Annotated in this window: 13 protein-coding genes; 5 read left to right on the top strand and 8 right to left on the bottom strand. The window is 36.9% G+C overall.

From position 1 onward, the window contains the following. The first annotated feature begins 55 nt into the window (after positions 1 to 55). From MT489_RS16030 to MT489_RS16015, 4 genes are all read left to right on the top strand, one after another. Positions 56 to 1,357 carry a homoserine dehydrogenase gene (locus tag MT489_RS16030; RefSeq protein ID WP_244682574.1) on the top strand — a complete coding sequence of 434 codons (1,302 nt, stop codon included), beginning with the start codon at positions 56 to 58 and terminating at the stop codon, positions 1,355 to 1,357. Continuing rightward, positions 1,354 to 2,415, top strand: coding sequence for a threonine synthase (gene thrC, locus MT489_RS16025; RefSeq protein ID WP_244682573.1), 1,062 nt, complete (start codon positions 1,354 to 1,356; stop codon positions 2,413 to 2,415). Before MT489_RS16030 ends, thrC begins: the two co-directional genes overlap by 4 nt. Then, entirely contained in the window at positions 2,412 to 3,329 is a 918-nt protein-coding gene (gene thrB, locus MT489_RS16020) for a homoserine kinase (RefSeq protein ID WP_244682572.1), read from the top strand. Before thrC ends, thrB begins: the two co-directional genes overlap by 4 nt. Before the next feature lie 130 nt (positions 3,330 to 3,459). Beyond that, a complete protein-coding gene (locus MT489_RS16015; RefSeq protein WP_244682571.1) occupies positions 3,460 to 4,623 on the top strand; it encodes an iron-containing alcohol dehydrogenase in 1,164 nt (387 codons plus the stop codon). Positions 4,624 to 4,966: 343 nt separating this feature from the next. Here the strand turns inward: MT489_RS16015 and MT489_RS16010 are convergent, their stop codons facing one another. The 7 genes from MT489_RS16010 to MT489_RS15980 form a co-directional block, all read right to left on the bottom strand. Further along, a complete protein-coding gene (locus MT489_RS16010; RefSeq protein WP_244682570.1) occupies positions 4,967 to 5,725 on the bottom strand; it encodes a FixH family protein in 759 nt (252 codons plus the stop codon). A 211-nt stretch (positions 5,726 to 5,936) separates the two neighbouring features. Beyond that, entirely contained in the window at positions 5,937 to 7,115 is a 1,179-nt protein-coding gene (locus tag MT489_RS16005; RefSeq protein WP_244682569.1) for a polysaccharide deacetylase family protein, read from the bottom strand. 166 nt (positions 7,116 to 7,281) lie between these two features. Further along, positions 7,282 to 9,015, bottom strand: a complete 1,734-nt coding sequence (locus MT489_RS16000; protein ID WP_244682568.1) for an AAA family ATPase — start codon at positions 9,013 to 9,015, stop codon at positions 7,282 to 7,284. A gap of 654 nt (positions 9,016 to 9,669) precedes the next feature. Then, positions 9,670 to 10,053: a methylglyoxal synthase gene (gene mgsA / locus MT489_RS15995; protein WP_244682567.1), complete on the bottom strand. Its 384-nt coding sequence runs from the start codon at positions 10,051 to 10,053 to the stop codon at positions 9,670 to 9,672. Between the two features lie 18 nt (positions 10,054 to 10,071). Then, complete coding sequence (locus MT489_RS15990) at positions 10,072 to 12,183, bottom strand: hypothetical protein (protein ID WP_244682566.1); 2,112 nt, start codon at positions 12,181 to 12,183, stop codon at positions 10,072 to 10,074. A gap of 33 nt (positions 12,184 to 12,216) precedes the next feature. Further along, positions 12,217 to 13,203: a Gfo/Idh/MocA family protein gene (locus tag MT489_RS15985; protein ID WP_244682565.1), complete on the bottom strand. Its 987-nt coding sequence runs from the start codon at positions 13,201 to 13,203 to the stop codon at positions 12,217 to 12,219. Positions 13,204 to 13,563: 360 nt separating this feature from the next. After that, positions 13,564 to 14,757, bottom strand: coding sequence for an MFS transporter (locus tag MT489_RS15980; RefSeq protein WP_244682564.1), 1,194 nt, complete (start codon positions 14,755 to 14,757; stop codon positions 13,564 to 13,566). A 683-nt stretch (positions 14,758 to 15,440) separates the two neighbouring features. Here MT489_RS15980 and serA point away from each other — a divergent pair. Further along, positions 15,441 to 17,051 carry a phosphoglycerate dehydrogenase gene (serA, locus tag MT489_RS15975; RefSeq protein ID WP_244682563.1) on the top strand — a complete coding sequence of 537 codons (1,611 nt, stop codon included), beginning with the start codon at positions 15,441 to 15,443 and terminating at the stop codon, positions 17,049 to 17,051. Positions 17,052 to 17,125: 74 nt separating this feature from the next. Here the strand turns inward: serA and MT489_RS15970 are convergent. Then, on the bottom strand, positions 17,126 to 17,374 hold a 249-nt coding region (locus MT489_RS15970; protein ID WP_244682562.1), incomplete at its 5' end, for a hypothetical protein.

The raw sequence follows: 17,374 nt of genomic DNA, 5'->3' as shown, positions 1-17,374 counted from the left end.
CTACTATAAAAAGACAAATGTTTTTACACAAGAGACACAAGAGGGGTGAGGACAAATGAAAAACTACATTTCTATTGGTTTGCTCGGTTTAGGTACAGTTGGAAGTGGAGTTGTTCAATTAATCAAAAACCATCAGGAGGAGCTTGTCCATCAGGTTGGTTGTGAAGTAAAAGTAAAAAGCATTCTCGTTCGAGAAATAGAAAAAGAACGCGATATCCAAATTGGGCAAATACACCTCACCACCGACCCAAATGAAGTGTTAGAAGATCCTGAAATTGATATTGTCATTGAAGTAATCGGTGGAATTGAAGAGGCCCGTGAACATATTATTCAAGCTTTAGAAGCTAAAAAACATGTCGTTACAGCTAATAAAGACTTAATTGCTTTACATGGACCAGAATTACAGCAAAAAGCTTTAGAAAATAAATGCGATTTATTTTATGAAGCAAGTGTTGCCGGAGGTATTCCCATTTTAAGAGGGCTGTCGGATGGACTTGTTTCAGATCGCATTCAAAAATTAATGGGTATTGTGAACGGTACGACAAACTACATCTTAACTAAAATGGATGAAGATGGTCTTTCTTATGAAACGGCACTTAAAGAAGCGCAAGATCTAGGATTTGCAGAGTCTGACCCAACATCTGATGTTGAAGGTTTAGATGCTGCTCGCAAAATGGCTATTTTAGCAAGACTGGCCTTTTTTACAAATGTGGATCTTGAAGATGTTGAAGTATCCGGTATTAGCAATGTCTCCGTAGAAGATTTAAACTACGGTAAAAAATTAGGCTATGTTATGAAATTAATTGGATATGCTCACATTGACAATCAACAATTAGAAGTTAGTGTTCAGCCTACTTTCCTATCTAATAGCCATCCGCTTGCCTCAGTAAAAAATGAATACAATGCTATTTACGTAAATGGTGAAGCAGTTGGTGAAACAATGTTTTATGGTCCAGGAGCTGGAAGTCTTCCAACCGCAACTGCAGTTATGTCTGATGTTGTTGCCGTCATTAAAAACATGAGACTCGGAGTGAATGGAAAAAGTTTCGTTAAGCCTCGATTTGAAAGAGTCTTAAAAACTCCTGACCAACGTTTTGGCCAATATTATTTCCGTCTTCACTTAAAAGATCAAGTAGGAGCTTTCTCTAAAATTACTACACTATTTAATGAGTTGGACATCAGCTTCGAAAAAATTTTACAAACACCGCTTAGTAAAAATGAACTTGCAGAAATTATTATCGTGACACATAATGTTTCCATGGAGCGTTTTGAAAGAGCGCTCATGCAATTAAGAGATTTAAGTGTAGTAGAAGAAGTGATTAGCTACTACCGTGTAGAAGGAGATGCAAAAAAATGAATTGGCCGGGATTAATAGCAAAATACAAAGAATTTTTACCAGTAACAGACGAGACACCGGCATTAACGCTACAAGAGGGAAATACCCCATTGGTACATCTCTCAAACTTATCCAAACAACTTGGAATTGAACTATATGCAAAAATTGAAGGAGCCAATCCTACTGGATCATTTAAAGACCGTGGTATGGTTATGGCTGTTGCAAAAGCAGTTGAATCTGGAAGCAAATCTATTATTTGTGCCTCCACAGGAAATACATCTGCGGCGGCTGCAGCCTACGCGGCAAAAGCAGGCATAAAGGCAATTATAGTCATTCCTAAAGGAAAAGTTGCACTCGGAAAGCTTGCTCAAGCGATGATGTATGGTGCTGAAATCGTTGAAATTGAAGGGAATTTTGACGAGGCTTTAAATATGGTACGGAAAGTTAGTGAAACTTCTGCTGTTACACTTGTTAATTCCGTGAATCCATACCGCCTAGAAGGACAAAAAACCGCTGCATTTGAGGTTTGTGATCAACTTGGTGGTGCACCTGATATTCTAGCAATTCCTGTTGGTAATGCTGGAAATATTAGTGCTTATTGGAAAGGATTTAAAGAATACAATGAAGTAAAACAATCAGGACTTCCAAAAATGTTTGGTTTCGAAGCTGAGGGAGCAGCTGCTATCGTTAAAGGTGAACCAATTGCTGAACCTGAAACAGTTGCAACTGCTATCAGAATTGGGAACCCAGCAAGCTGGCACCTTGCCGTAGCTGCCCGTGAAGAATCTGGTGGAATGATTGAATCCGTTACGGATGCAGAAATTCTTGAAGCGTTCAAGCTTATTGCTAGAACAGAAGGTGTATTTGCGGAACCAGCTTCATGTGCTTCCATTGCAGGAGTTTTACAGCAATTAAAAGCTGGAAGTATTCCAAAAGGCAGCAAGGTTGTAGCAGTATTAACAGGAAACGGATTAAAAGATCCACAAACAGCTATTTCGGAAATTAATATCGAGACTGTTGTTCTTCCAAATGACGAAGTAACTGTTTTAGAATATATCGAAGGTGTTGTAACTGCATGAGTATGTTCAGCATCACTGTTCCAGCGAGTACTGCAAATCTAGGTCCTGGGTTTGACTCAGCTGGCTTGGCACTAAATCTATACTTAACTCTACATGTGGAAAAATCAGAGCAATGGGAATTTGTACATCAATCTGTACATCTCCCTCCTGCTTCTAAAGCAAGCGATCACTTAATCTATCAAACAGCCGAGAAGACGGCAAATATTTATCATTCACAACTATCGCCTTGTAAGGTAATTGTGGAAAGTGATATCCCACTCGCTAGAGGACTTGGCAGCAGTGCTTCCGCTATTATTGCGGGGATTGAACTCGCTAATCATGTATGTGAACTTTCACTCTCTATTGAGGAGAAATTAAGAATTGCAACGGATATTGAAGGCCATCCTGATAACGTAGCCGCTTCTCTATACGGTGGTCTAGTCATTACCTCGCAACTTCCAAGTGGAGAAATTGAAGTTTTTCAAAAGAATGATACGAATCTAGATTTTATTGTTTATATTCCAGTCGTTGAACTAAAAACAGAGGACGCCCGTAAAGTTCTTCCTGAGCAATTTACTCGCAACGAAGCAGCCAAAGCAAGTGCCGTTGCAAATGTGATGTTTTCCGCTTTTGTTTCTGGAAATTACGAGCTAGCGGGAAGATTGATGCAGGAAGATTTATTCCATGAACCGTACCGCTCCTCTCTTATTCCAAATTACGCAGAAATTCGGGAAGAAGCAAAAATCGCGGGAGCTTACGGAACTGTTATCAGTGGTGCAGGTCCTACCATGATTTCTATTACTTCTAGTGGTAAAGGCATGGAAGTTGCAGAGCACCTTGAGAAATTGCTTCCATCACATAAAGTAAATGTTTTAAAACTGGATACGAATGGAAGTCGAGTAAATCTCGATGCTGTAAAACATAATTCAAAATAAAGCCTGGCACTCCGCCTTGGCTTTATTTTTTTACTTTTTTTAGCTAAGCCAGTTGACTTTTTTAATGCTTGATTTTTGATTTCCTCTATTATTTCAACGATAATGATTACATAAAGGGGGCTGATTATTTATGGATAATTTTACTTTTTGGAATCCAACAAAGTTAATTTTCGGTAAAGGTCAATTACAGCAATTGAAGACAGAAGTTCCTAAATATGGTCAAAAAGTTCTGCTTGTATATGGCGGAGGAAGCATTAAAAGAAACGGATTATACGATGATGTCATGGCTCTTCTTAAAGAAATTGGCATTAAAACATTTGAATTATCAGGTGTTGAGCCAAATCCACGAATTTCGACTGTTAGAAAAGGTGTGGAAATATGTAAGAACGAGGGTATTGATTTTATATTAGCTGTTGGTGGCGGAAGTGTTATTGACTGTACAAAGGCAATTGCTGCAGGTGCTAAATATGATGGAGATGCATGGGATGTTGTAGTCAAACGAGGTATTGTACAAGATGCACTACCATTTGGAACAGTTTTAACTTTGGCAGCTACAGGCTCCGAAATGAATTCAGGATCGGTTATTACTAACTGGGAAACAAATGAAAAATATGGTTGGGGAAGCCCTCACACATTCCCTAAATTCTCAATACTTGATCCGGTTAATACATTTACTGTACCTAAAGATCAAACTGTTTACGGCATTGTCGATATTATGTCGCATGTGTTTGAACACTATTTCCATCAAGCAGAACATACGGAGCTGCAAGATCGTCTCTGCGAATCAATTTTACTTACAGTAATGGAAACAGCTCCAAAGCTCGTTAATGATCTGGAGAATTACGAGTATCGTGAAACCATTCTTTACTGTGGAACGATGGCTTTAAATGGTATGGTAAACATGGGCTTCAGTGGGGATTGGGCTACTCATAACATTGAACACGCCGTTTCAGCCGTCTATGATATTCCTCATGGTGGCGGACTTGCAATCCTTTTCCCGAATTGGATGAAGCATAATCTAAATGTAAATCCATCACGTTTCAAAAAACTTGCCGTTCGTGTGTTCGGTTTAAGTACTGATGGAAAAACAGATGAAGAAATCGGATTGGAAGGAATTGAAAAACTTCGCGAGTTCTGGAATAGCATCGGTGCACCTTCTCGATTAGCCGATTATGACATTGATGGAAGCAAACTGGATGTCATGACCGATAAAGCAATGATCTACGGGGAATTCGGGAATTTTAAAAAGCTAAATAGAGACGATGTTTTTGCGATATATGAAGCTGCTTTGTAATGAAGTTGGAAAATGGACAGGAAAACCTACCTGATGGCAGTAAAATTGTGAATAAGGCTAGGCTAAATTCAAATCCTGGTAAAACCTAGTTAAGCAAGAATAACTGGCCAGCTGTCCAAAAATCATTTTAAGAGCAAAAGCGCAAGGCGCCCTCCTATCGGCGACAAGCAAATGTTCTGAGAAGTCAAAAAGTCCGCTTTTTGGCTTTTAAGCTTCTCGGGTTTATGATCTCGAGACGATGGCGCCTGAAGATAGACGGAAAACTACCTTAATAAAGTTATCGACAACTTTTCAGATTAATAATTTCCTAAGCAATTAAAAAACCTGGGATTTCCCCAGGTTTTTATTTTACCTCTATTTCGTATTCTTCATGTTCATGTAATCCTTCATCGTTTTGTACATGAATTTTTATCTTATATATTCCTATCTCGTCAAAAGCATGACTTCCACCGTATTCTCCAGTCTTTGTTTCGCTCGCGTCTACCCATTCATGCTTATCTGAAATATCATCATTCCAAATTTCGAATCGAACACGAGCATGTTCCAAAGGTTGGTTATGGTCTTGCAAATGAACAACAAATTCTGTCTCTTTACCTTTTTCAATCGTTTCAGGTTTCATAAAGTGCATATTAAAGTCTTCCGAATGATGACCATGTTCGTGCTCTCCTTGTTCATGATCATTGTGAGCGTGTTCTTCAATTACACCTTTTCCGACGGTCACTGACTTTTTAGGCATCGTATGTAATCCACGTGCAGTAACATGAACTTGAACAGTGAATACACCATCATGATCAAAAGCCTTTATAGCTGAATATGTACCATCTTTATTATTAATAGCCTCAATCATTTCACTTTCGTCTTTTTTTCCTTCTTCCCACACTTCAAATTCTACCTCGTCTGCATCAGAAACTTTCTCATTGCCTTGTGTAACAGTAGCTTTAAAAGGAATATCTGCATTCACATCTGCAGTATCCTGTATTTCAAGTACGACTTCCAGCATTTCTGGAATCCCATTATCTGAACTATTATTTTTGCTGCTATTACATGCTGCAAGCATAAAAACAAACATACTAATAGAAATTATTGCAATTATCTTCTTCAAATTCTTCTCCTCCACGCATGATATAGCTGAATATACGACCATTTTACAATAATAGTATGCTTTAGGTGTGTGCCTAATGTTACCATTTAGTGAAATGGGTAGACTTGTTCATATTTTTGACATTAAAAAAAGCACAAAGTTTAACCTCTGTGCTCATGTATTCCCATAAACTTATTAATCAATTCCTCAAACTTTCATTTATAAAAATTCTCTATTTAAACTGTACTGGAGTCATTGTTTCATCCAATGCTCTCATTTCGTATCCGTTGTCTTTATAATATTTTAGGATTTTTTCTAAATGTGCGAGGGTTGTTGGTTTTTCATGCATTAACACGATTAATGGTTCATTGTTATTAAATTGTTTCGTCTGTTGGATTACTTGGTTTACGAATGCACCGTTAGTCAGTTTCCAGTCAGTAGAATCAATATTCCAATCCCATAAAATCATTTTTTCCTTATCTGCCGCAGCTTTATAAGGAGCAGTAACGTATGGTTTTGAGCCATATGGTGCCCTAATAAGATGTGTCTGTACATTCGTTGTTTTTTGTATGAACTCTATTGCTTTGTTCATTTCACCAACGAAGCTTGCTGGTGAACGATATACTTTGGAGGTATCATGAGTCACACCATGAACACCGACTGCATGCCCTTCTTTTACCATTGTTTTGACTGCATCTGGATAATTTCTCATATTCGGTTCCAGCATAAAGAATGTTGCCTTTGCATTATATTTCTTCAATAATATTAAGATATCTTTTGAAACGGCGTGAGGGCCATCATCAAATGTTAAATAAACAACTTTTCCCGTTTTTACCGGTGCCTGTTCTTTTGTTTCTTCTTTAGGTTTTTCAACTGGAGGCATTTCCTTTGCGGGTTGTTCTGATTTTTGCTCTTTCTTAGGCTCTTCATTTTGCTTTTCTACATCTTTTTGATGTTGTTCTACTTCTTGTTTATGTTTTTCAATTTCTTCTTTGTGCTTATCAAGTTCTTCTTTATGCTTAGCTGCTTCGTCTTTTTGCTTATCTATTTCTTCGTCTTGTTCCTGCGTATCTGGATTATTTTTTTCTATATTTTGTTCTGTGTTTTTAGGATCTTCTTCATTTACAACTTCATCAACTTTATTTGGATCGTCCGTTTTATTTTTTTCTACAACAGGATCCTTACCAATATTTGATTTACCATCAATCCTATCAGACTCTTTATCTTTGGAATAAACTGCCTCTACAGCAATGGGCGGCATCTGTATATTTCTTTTTGCTGCAGCATTTTGTTCTGCAATGCCATCCCATATAAAATAGGATAAGACTGCAACAAACAAAATAAATGATCCCAAGGTAATCTTCCCTAAGCGGTTAAGCTTTCTTTTTTTCCTTTTTTCTGACCCCTTCAATCCCTTCAACCCCTCGACATGATTCTACTATAATAATAGACGTCTCATCGCCAAAAATCGTTACAGAAAAGTTACAATTATTACAGTTTCATTGTAACCTATTTTAACTAGTATTTGGGCAAAAAAAAATCCCTTCTCAACATTTTTTGTCGAAGGGAATAAGATATTAGTTGAATGCTAGTTCATCCTCTAAAAATGAACGATTTCCTGTTACAATTTCTTGTACTTCAAATCCATCTAATGTCTCTTTTTTCAGTAGCATTTCAACCAAATCGTCAAATTCAGTTGTATGTGCCTTAATCATTAATTCTGTTTTTTCCAACGCTTTTTGGAATAACTCCTGCATTTTCTCATCCTTAGCTTGTTTTTGGAAGGTTAAAGTAAAACCATCCTCAAGCATGCCTGTTTCCACCATATCTTCTAAAATATGCTTAGCTTGCTGAACATCTCCGCTAACTCCGATGCTATGCTCACCTAGATAAATACGCTCAGCTACTCCTCCAGCAAGAATCATGCTAACCTGATCGAGCAATTCACTAGTGGTTGTTAAATGAAGTTCTTTTTGAACTGGAGCTACATAACCTAACGCTTGCCCACGCGGAATAATGGTAGCCTTACGAATGGAACCTGGTTTTGTCAAAGCTTGAATTAGAGCATGTCCTGCTTCATGTATGGCGACACGGCGTTTTGTATCAGGGTCATTCAATGCACGAGAAGTATTACCAAGAATGGTTCTGTCAATAGCATAATCTAAATCATTCATACTCACTACATCGCGGCCTTCACGAACAGCTTTTCTGCTTGCTGATTCAAATAAATTACTAATTTGCGCACCAGAAAATCCTGTAGTACTCTCAGCAAGAGTATTTAATGACGCATATACTTCTTGAGACAGTCTTTTTCCTTTTGTATGAATATCAATGATTTCTTTCCTTCCTTTAGTATCTGGCAATGGAACTTGGAAGGTAAAGTCGATTCTACCTGGACGAAGGAAAGCATCATCCAACATATCCTTTCTATTCGTTGCCGAAATAAAAAGAATTCCATCATTAGCATGTCCACCATCAAGCTGAACAAGCAACTCTGTCAAAGTTTTTTCTGCTTCTTCCCCGCCATGTTGTTTCCTTTTTCCTGCAAGTGAATCCACTTCATCAATAAAAATAACAGCTGGAGTTTGCTTCCTTGCATTTTCAAATAATCCTCGAATGCGGGCTGCGCCTACCCCAACAAAAAGTTCAGTGAACGCAGATCCACTTGCTGAAAAAAAGCTAGCACCGATTTCATTAGCAATCGCTTGAGCGAGTAAAGTTTTTCCTGTTCCCGGAGGACCGTATAGTAATATCCCTTTCGGCGCTTTAATACCAATTTTTGATGAGCGTTCTGGGCTCTTTATAATTTCCAGCGTTTGATGGATTTCTTCCTTCATTTCCTCAGGTAACCCACCAATATCATCTAAAGTAATGGTTGGAAGTGGCAATGGCTTCGATGTACTATGTTTCATTTTCGTAATGCCGACTCCACCCTTTTTCTGAACCAGAACAGCAGCCGCAATCAATAGAAGTACAATTCCACCAATGATCCAATTCCCCATCAAGCTTCCGTCAGAATATTTATAGTTAATATTATATTTATTCACAAGTTGTTCAACTAACGGACTATTCGGACGAAAATGTGATATATATTTTCCTTTCGGTGTATCTATATAAATTGTGCCGTTTGACATTTCTTTAAGGGTAACGAGCTCACCATGTTGAGCTTGTATTGTTTTTTCAATAGCTGAAAATGGAATAACAGTTCCCTTATTCATTGTCAGAACCGCCCACAAAGTCAATGCTACTACAACAGCTATACCAATGGCCAAAGGAACAATCTTCGTTGCGATTCTTGAATTTGATCTCACTGTTCCATCTCCTTTTAATAAAAGCACAATCCAATTTCCTATCGACTAATGACCACAGGGACTTTAAAAGAGATAAAGTAAACACAATAAATATGAAATACTGTTTTTTTCTCTGTCGATGGCTGGTTGTGCTAAACATATAAAATAAGAATCTAGCAATAAGTATAACATTATTTTCATATAATGGTCATCATAGATTTTTTGACAGTTTAATGAAGTTAGAGAGGATTTTTCTCATCAAAGCATCTCCTAAGGATATGTGCACTGAGAAGAATACATAAGAACGTGGCGCATTTCGGTAACTTTTCTTATTTGGCTGAACTATAGCAAATTCATCCGGGTCTGCATTAATCGACGTAGATTCGTTGCTGAACTATGATTTATTCTACGTTTCTGCTACGATTCACGCTGTTTCGTTGCTGAATTATGATTAATTCATCGATTCTGCTACGATTCATGCCGATTCGTTGCTAAACTATGATTAATCCATCGATTCTGCTACGATTCACGACGATTCGTTGCTAAAAATACTCGGGATAAAGAAAACTAAGATATTTACTAATGCAAATGCGGATTGGTGATAGTGACACCAACTAAAATAGCAATGAAAAAAGAACCCTGAATTAATTTCAAGGTTCTTTTAACACCAAAGGATTAACGCCAGTCGAGAAACCCTTTCTCCAAGCCTCTAACTAATATTTCAGCAGTTCCCATATTCGTCGCTAATGGAACGCCGTATACATCGCAAAGACGCATAAGTGCTGAAACGTCAGGCTCATGTGGCTGAGCCGTTAAAGGGTCGCGGAAGAAAATAATCAAATCCATATCATTTTCAGCGATCCTTGCACCTATTTGCTGGTCTCCTCCTAGCGGACCGGATTGAAAACGATGTACATCCATACCCGTCGCTTCCATAATCCTTGTCCCCGTTGTACCTGTCGCAAACAATTCGTGTTCTTGTAAAATTAACTTATAAGCAGTGGCAAATTGGATCATATCATCTTTCTTTTTATCGTGTGCGATCAATGCAATTTTCATCCTATTTTTCCCCCAACCTTAGAATTTATCTGCTGATTCCTTGTAGATTCGCTTACTATAATTAATCCACTCTAATTGTCTTAACCTTACTTCATATAGTGACAATCGATTACGGAAGAGCTCAGGATTTGATTTCAATATTGCTAAATCTGACCTTTGACTTACTACTTTTTCATTCATTTCATCAACGGTCTGCTTTAATACGCTTAATGGGCTTCGAAAGAATATATGAACATCTCTGCCAATCGAGTTTTCAAGTAATTCAAATTGACGGAAAAACTTCGAAATAATAGAATTGGTTGTTTCTTGATACGTATCGTTTTGTATATAGCTTTTATACGTATTGGCTAAAATTGCGTTGTTTTTCGGAATAGCACCTAATAATTTTCCAGCACCTTTAAGTATTACTTGTGATGGTGTTCTTCTAAGTAAAATATTTTCCTTTTCAATATGGACCGAACTCGTCATCCTGTCAATATCCCTTTTCCAATCTTCGATAATTTTAAAATCACATTCAAGCGTTAGCTTTTCCTCACCAAGCAAGGCGTTAAATCCATATGCCCAACCAGTTATTTGGTCTTGGCATTTGGTAAGTTCTTGTTGTGAAAAAGAGATCCAATCTTCGAGAGATCTAATAAATATCGGGATAATGGTATTGCTTAAATATTGATGAATTCGATCATTCATTTCTCTATTTAATTCAAGATGGATTTTTCCAAAATCACTATCTTCTTTTATAATTTCCGATGATTCCCTAATCATTTTTGGGATCGTTTTTTCTAAGTCAGCTATAATTTCTTTTTTAATATTACTATAAGCTTTCTCAATAACAAGTACGTTTTCCTCTTCCAAATCCTGCATTTGATTAATTGATCCTTGCATCCTTGCTAATATATCGCTGTCTACATTAATCGATTCTGATAGCTCTAGAGTCATTTGTTCCTGTTGCTCAAGCAAGTTTGAAATGCTTTTCTTTATAGTTGTTAAAAGGGTTGTATTCCTTTCATGCTCATCCGTGCTTTCATCATGTAAAATCCATTCGATTCCTTGCTGCACTTCTAATTGATTTTCTTCAGCCCAGTTTCTAATAGATTGAAAGATTTCAATAGATTCTTTGAAAATATTTTCATTGTGATTCACTTTAGAAAGATCAATTTCTGCTTTTTCAACAATCGCACTGCTTAAGGTTTCAGGGAAAAGATCATTCCAAGATAAGATTGCAGTGGAAACAAATAATGGTACGGAGCTGGATACTTTTTGCCATGCTGACAAAAGTAATGGAACGATATTTTCTACGTCCGAAAAATCATAGTTACCAATCAACAAGTCTAAAAAGGCACCATTATACAATGTTGACAATACGGAATAGTCCTCTACTCCAAATTCTGCCTCAATGATCTCTTGATTTAGGACTCTAAGCCATGGAAGATAAGAATTCTGATGTTGAAAATCCCCCCACAGTTCTACAACAATTTTCTCAAATTGAGAATCATGTTCTCGAGCCAACACAGTTAATAGCGGAGCAAAAAATGCTGGATCATGATATTTCGTATATCCTTTTTCAATATATGAATGTAAAGTATTGAACCAACTATTTGACATAGTTCGAATCGCTTCATTTGTTGCCAATTCAATTGCATGATTCCAATCTTCTTGATTTTCAAAAAAGGCACGAGCCAACTTTGTCACATTAGGATAATCGGGATTCATATGAACAGCATTTAAAATCATTTGATTCGCTTTTTGATATTTCCCTTGAGCTAAATACACTCCAAATAGCTGAAGGGTAATCTCTGTATTTAAAATAGGTGAATCCGTTGTAATGGTTTGATAAATATTCTCCGCTGTATCATATAAATCAAGTTCAAAATAGGCATCCGCCATATTTTTCTTTGCCCACGGCTCCAATTCATTATGAACATTTTCCCATTTGAAAATGGCAGCTTCATAATCTTGGCAATCATAATAAGCTTCACCTTGTGCAAAACGGATCATGGACAGATCGGATAGTTCCTTTTTTTGCTCTGCAAAAAACAAGTCCCCCAATACTCCAATTGGATGTCGTTTATCGTCTTCCAAAACAAACGTCGTATAGTACGTTTTTTGGACTAATTTATCTTCAAACGCCATTATTATCACCGTCTTCCAAAAGATTTTCTCCCTTTAAATTAAATCTGCGGGATATGTAAGTCCAATTTGTCGCCTTGCTTCAGCTAATATTCGAGCTGTAATTAAAGAGTTTTCATACGAATTGACCTTTGATTCCGTCTTACCAGATTTAATTAAATTAATAAATTCCTCTACTTCATAATACATGGACGGAACAGTATAAGGTTGACCTATTTTTTCCAATTCCCCATCACGATACCTGATTTCAACATTTTCAGGTGTCGATATTTCTTTAATGATAATACTACCGTCCTCACCTTGAATTTCCGATGGTATATACGAATTAACGATTTTGGAATGGGTTAATACGGCCTCAAAATCATCATATTGTAAAATGAGACTGCCGCTTCCATCGACACCCGAATCTAACATGACTGCATTTGCATGTACTTTCTTCGGTTCTCCAAACAATACAACTAAAGGATATACACAATATATACCCAGATCCATTAGAGATCCATTCGAAAAATCTGGATTAAATGCATTTAATATTGTTCCCTCTCTATAAGCATCATACCGTGAAGAGTATTTGGAAAAATTGGCGAAGATTCTTCTCACTTTTCCAATTTTATTTAAATTTGCTTGTACCGCTTTAAAATTCGGAAGCAATGTTGTTTTTAATGCTTCCATTAGTAAAACATTATGTTTTTTAGCTGTTGAAATCATTTTTTCAAGTTCAGCTGGATTGGATGCGATAGGTTTTTCACATAAGACATGCTTCCCATTTTGAAGAAACATGATTGATTGCTCAGCATGAAATGAATTAGGACTAGCAATATAAACTGCATCCAATTGATCACTCTGTGCCATTTCTTCTATATTTGTATATACAATTTCCACACCATATTTTGCTGCAAACTCCCGTCCCTTTTTTTCCGTACGAGAATATATAGCAGTAAGTTGGAAATCTTCTATATGTTGAGCTGAACGAATAAGCTCGTCTGTAATCCAATTCGTTCCAATAATTCCAAAACGAATCATCCCTTACCCTCCCATTATAATGAAAATCTTCATATGTTTATTCTTACTATATTGTATTTGCGAAAATCTTGCATGTAAAAGATAGAAAAATATCGAATTCCCAGCTTTTTCGGTGAAAAATTTGATATAAAAAGCAAACAGGAATTTTTAACGATGTCAAATAAGGGAACAAGTAAGCTTTTCACCCTTAATTGGCTGTATATTTGTGATTTTCCCTGCATGAATTACCTGCAGAATTTTAAGTCATCGTAATACTCAGTAAGTAAAAGACGCCTCCACATTGTATAACTATGTCAGTAGATACATGGGGAGATGTCCTATTTATAAGAATATATGATTAAAATTCTGCGCATTTTTATATTACCAAGCACTTTGTTTCCTGGAACTAGTTTTCTTTGTCCAAATATAAGTCAGGATAAAACAGCCGAGTAAAATAATCGCTCCAAATGTGAAAGGAATATTCCGATGCCAGTCAAATAAGGTTCCAGCTAATGCGGGTCCAATCATATTCCCCAAACTCATGTAGGAATTGTTCATACCTGCAGCATACCCTTGTTCATCGCCAGCTGTTTTTGAAATTAATGTATTAACGGCCGGACGGATTAAAGTAGTTGCAGTTGAGAATACAGTTGCCACCAATAAAATAATGTAGAAACTGCTAACAAATAACATGCCATAAAGACTGATTGCCGCTACAAACAAACCGAATAATATAATTCTCATTTCACCGAACGCATTAAATAATTTATTTAGTGCAAAGCCTTGAACAACCACACCGACAAAACCACCGACTGTCATAACGATAGCAATGTCATTTGGCGTATAGTTAAATTTATATGTCAAAAACATCGTTAAAGTGGATTGGAAGTTAGCAATACCAAATGAAAATACAAATACTACGACTAATAATACAAAATACCTTGTTTTAAAGGAGCGGGTCATTTGTTGGATTAAATTTTCTCCTTTAGGCATAACCTTCGGTTGATCCATCATTACAGGTTTGATTGATGGGAGTACAATTAAAGATAAAATTCCAGCAACGATTGAAGCGGACCCTCCAAAATAGAAAGGGAAATGCAAGCTGATATTTGATAAGAAACCCCCAATTCCAGGGCCAATCATAAAACCTAATGAAATAGCAGCACCAAGCCAGCTCATTGCTTTTCCACGTTCTGTATTTGTAGTGATATCGGCAGTATACGCCATTACTGGAGGAACGATAAATGCAGAACCAATGCCTGTAAAAAATCGACAAAGATAAAGCATCCAAAGTTCGGGAGCCAGCCCAAAAGCAATTTGAGAAAGCCCATTCACTAAGAGGCCGAAAATAATTAATTTTTTACGGCCATGGCGATCCGATAAATTTCCCGCAACTGGAGAGAAAATAAATTGAGCTAAAGCAATAATAGCAATCATAAAGCCTAATGCTTGTCCAGCAGCTCCAAAGGTTTTCAAATAAGTTGGCATAACCGGAACGATAATTCCAATCGCACTAAATGTAATAAACATATTGAACATTAATATGTAGAGAGCTAATTTTTTTGAGAACTTCATAGGATTCTTCTCTTTTCAATAAAGTTTGTTGTATTTAATGAAGTATATTATATCTTTGATATATACGATAAACAAATTGTAATGCTCCGACGAACCAAAGTAAGAATGGAGATGAGGATTTTTCAACATATGTAAATGAATCAAGAATATTATTATATCCCAAACAAATATAATCTTGAAATTGAAATGTCTATTCCATCGCAACTCAGATTCCGAACAATATTGATGAAATTCCAAAGAATTATTAAGTTTTTTCTAAAATATTTCATTAACCTCTTGCATCATAAATATCTTGTGGTAGAATATTTTGTATATTTAATTTAAACAATACAAATAACGACATGTAATGATGAAGAGGGCTTTTTAGAGAATAGCTAAGAGAGTCGGTGGTTGGTGGAAACCGATGTATTGTCTATTGTTGCCTAGCACTTCTGAACTGGCTAAATGCCCGGCCCACGCCGTTATCCACTCGAGGCTGATTTGACTTTCAAATTAGTGAACGAGGGTGGCACCACGATATCACGTCCCTCATAACTTGGCGCATGCGCCTGTTATGGGGGCGTTTTCATTTCACCTAAAAAGCAACTAGGTTATCGTAGAAAACGAATATTCAACCCGTTTAGAAAATGCACATTAAGAACAATAACAAAAAAACAACAATGCAGAGGAGATATGGATCAATCATGTACAAAATTCTCGTATCAGATGCAATTAGTGATAGTGGTTTAAAGGCACTTTATGATCATCCAAATTATACAGTTGATAAAAGACCAGGTCTTCCAGCTGAAGAATTAAAAACAATCATTCAAGATTACGATGCTTTAATTGTTCGCAGTCAAACGCAAGTTACTGCTGATATTTTAGAACATGCTAATAAATTGCAAGTAATTGCACGTGCTGGTGTCGGTGTAGATAATATTGATGTTAAAGCTGCAACTAAAAAGGGAATCATTGTTATTAACGCACCTGGTGCCAACACAATCTCTGCTGCTGAGTTGACGATGGCAATGATGCTTTCACTAGCGAGAAGCATTCCACAGGCTCATGCCTCAACATCAGTTGGAAAATGGGAGCGGAATTCTTTTAAAGGTGTCGAATTATTCGAAAAAACTCTTGGCGTTGTTGGAATGGGTAAAATTGGTACTGAGGTTGCAATGCGTGCGAAAAGTTTTGGGATGAAAATTCTTGGCTATGATCCATATTTAACAGAGGACAGAGCGGATCAATTAGGAATAAAGAAAGCATCTTTAGATGATATTGCTGAAGAAGCTGATTTTATTACAATTCACACACCACTTATTAAAGAAACACGTGGCCTTATTAATGATGACTATTTAGCTAAAGCTAAACAAGGTGTTCGCATTATCAATTGTGCCCGCGGCGGAATCATTGATGAAGCAGCACTTGTAAGAGCCTTAAACTCCGGAAAAGTTGCAGGAGCAGCATTGGATGTATTTGAAACTGAACCATCTACTAATTTAGAGCTTTTAGGTCACCCAAATGTCATTGTAACGCCTCATCTTGGCGCATCTACAGTTGAAGCTCAAGAAAAAGTGGCACATGAAGTAAGTGAAGAAATAATTGAAATTTTTGAAACACAATCTATTAGTCACGCTGTTAATATGCCCCAAATATCTGGTGAAACACATAAAAAGCTTCAACCATTTATCACACTTGGCGAACAAATGGGGATGCTTGCTATTCAATTATTAAAAGAAGCTCCAGACACTGTAGAAATTAATTTTCACGGTGAGCTTGCAAAAGAAAATACAGATTTAATAACACGAACAATGATTAAAGGCATCCTTTCACATCATTTAGGAGATACAGTAAACATCATCAATGCTCAACACTTACTGAAGGATCAAGGTGTAACGTCTAACGTATCTAAAAATCCTAAAAGTAAAGGATTTGCTAGCTACGTGGAACTTACTCTTTATAGAGAAGGAGTTAAGTCGAACATTGGAGCAACTGTTTTAAACGGCTATGGTGCCCGTATTGTTAAAATGAATGATTATCGTATTGACGTTCGTCCGGAGCCATATCTCTTATATATTAAACACCATGATATTCCAGGAATGATTGGCCGAGTAGGCTCTACACTCGGTGATTTCGATATCAATATTGGTACAATGCAGGTTGGACGTTCCGAAGTTGGCGGCGAAGCAATCATGGTACTTACTCTTGATAAAATTGCTGATAAAGACGTAATTCATGCTTTAACAGTAATTAGAGGTCTCGAATATGCACAATTCCTTGAACTCCCTAATGGCGGAGTCCCGGTGATGAGTTAATCATTTTGTGTAAAAGCTGAATAGTAATTATAGATTAGGACAGAAACTCCGGGTATACGGGGTTCTGTCCTCTTTTATTGCATTATTGGTTGATTTTTGAATCGAGCTAGCTTTTTGCGAACAGTACTTTGGATTGGTTCTCTCATCACACGACCAATCCTGTTACCAAAATAAAAATATCCGAAGGAATGAAGTGCACCCCAAAAGTTAGAGTCAAAATCTAACTTTTGGGGTGTTTTATTATGGTTAAATATGCGGATAACTTTAAGGCGATGGTAGTGAATGAATACCTCAGAGGGACGCTTGGCTATAAAAGATTGGCT

This window comes from Lederbergia wuyishanensis, assembly GCF_022900255.1.
GTDB lineage: Bacteria > Bacillota > Bacilli > Bacillales > Bacillaceae_C > Lederbergia > Lederbergia wuyishanensis.
The sequence above is the reverse complement of the archived record's forward strand: the minus strand, read 5'-3'. Positions and strand labels throughout refer to the sequence as shown.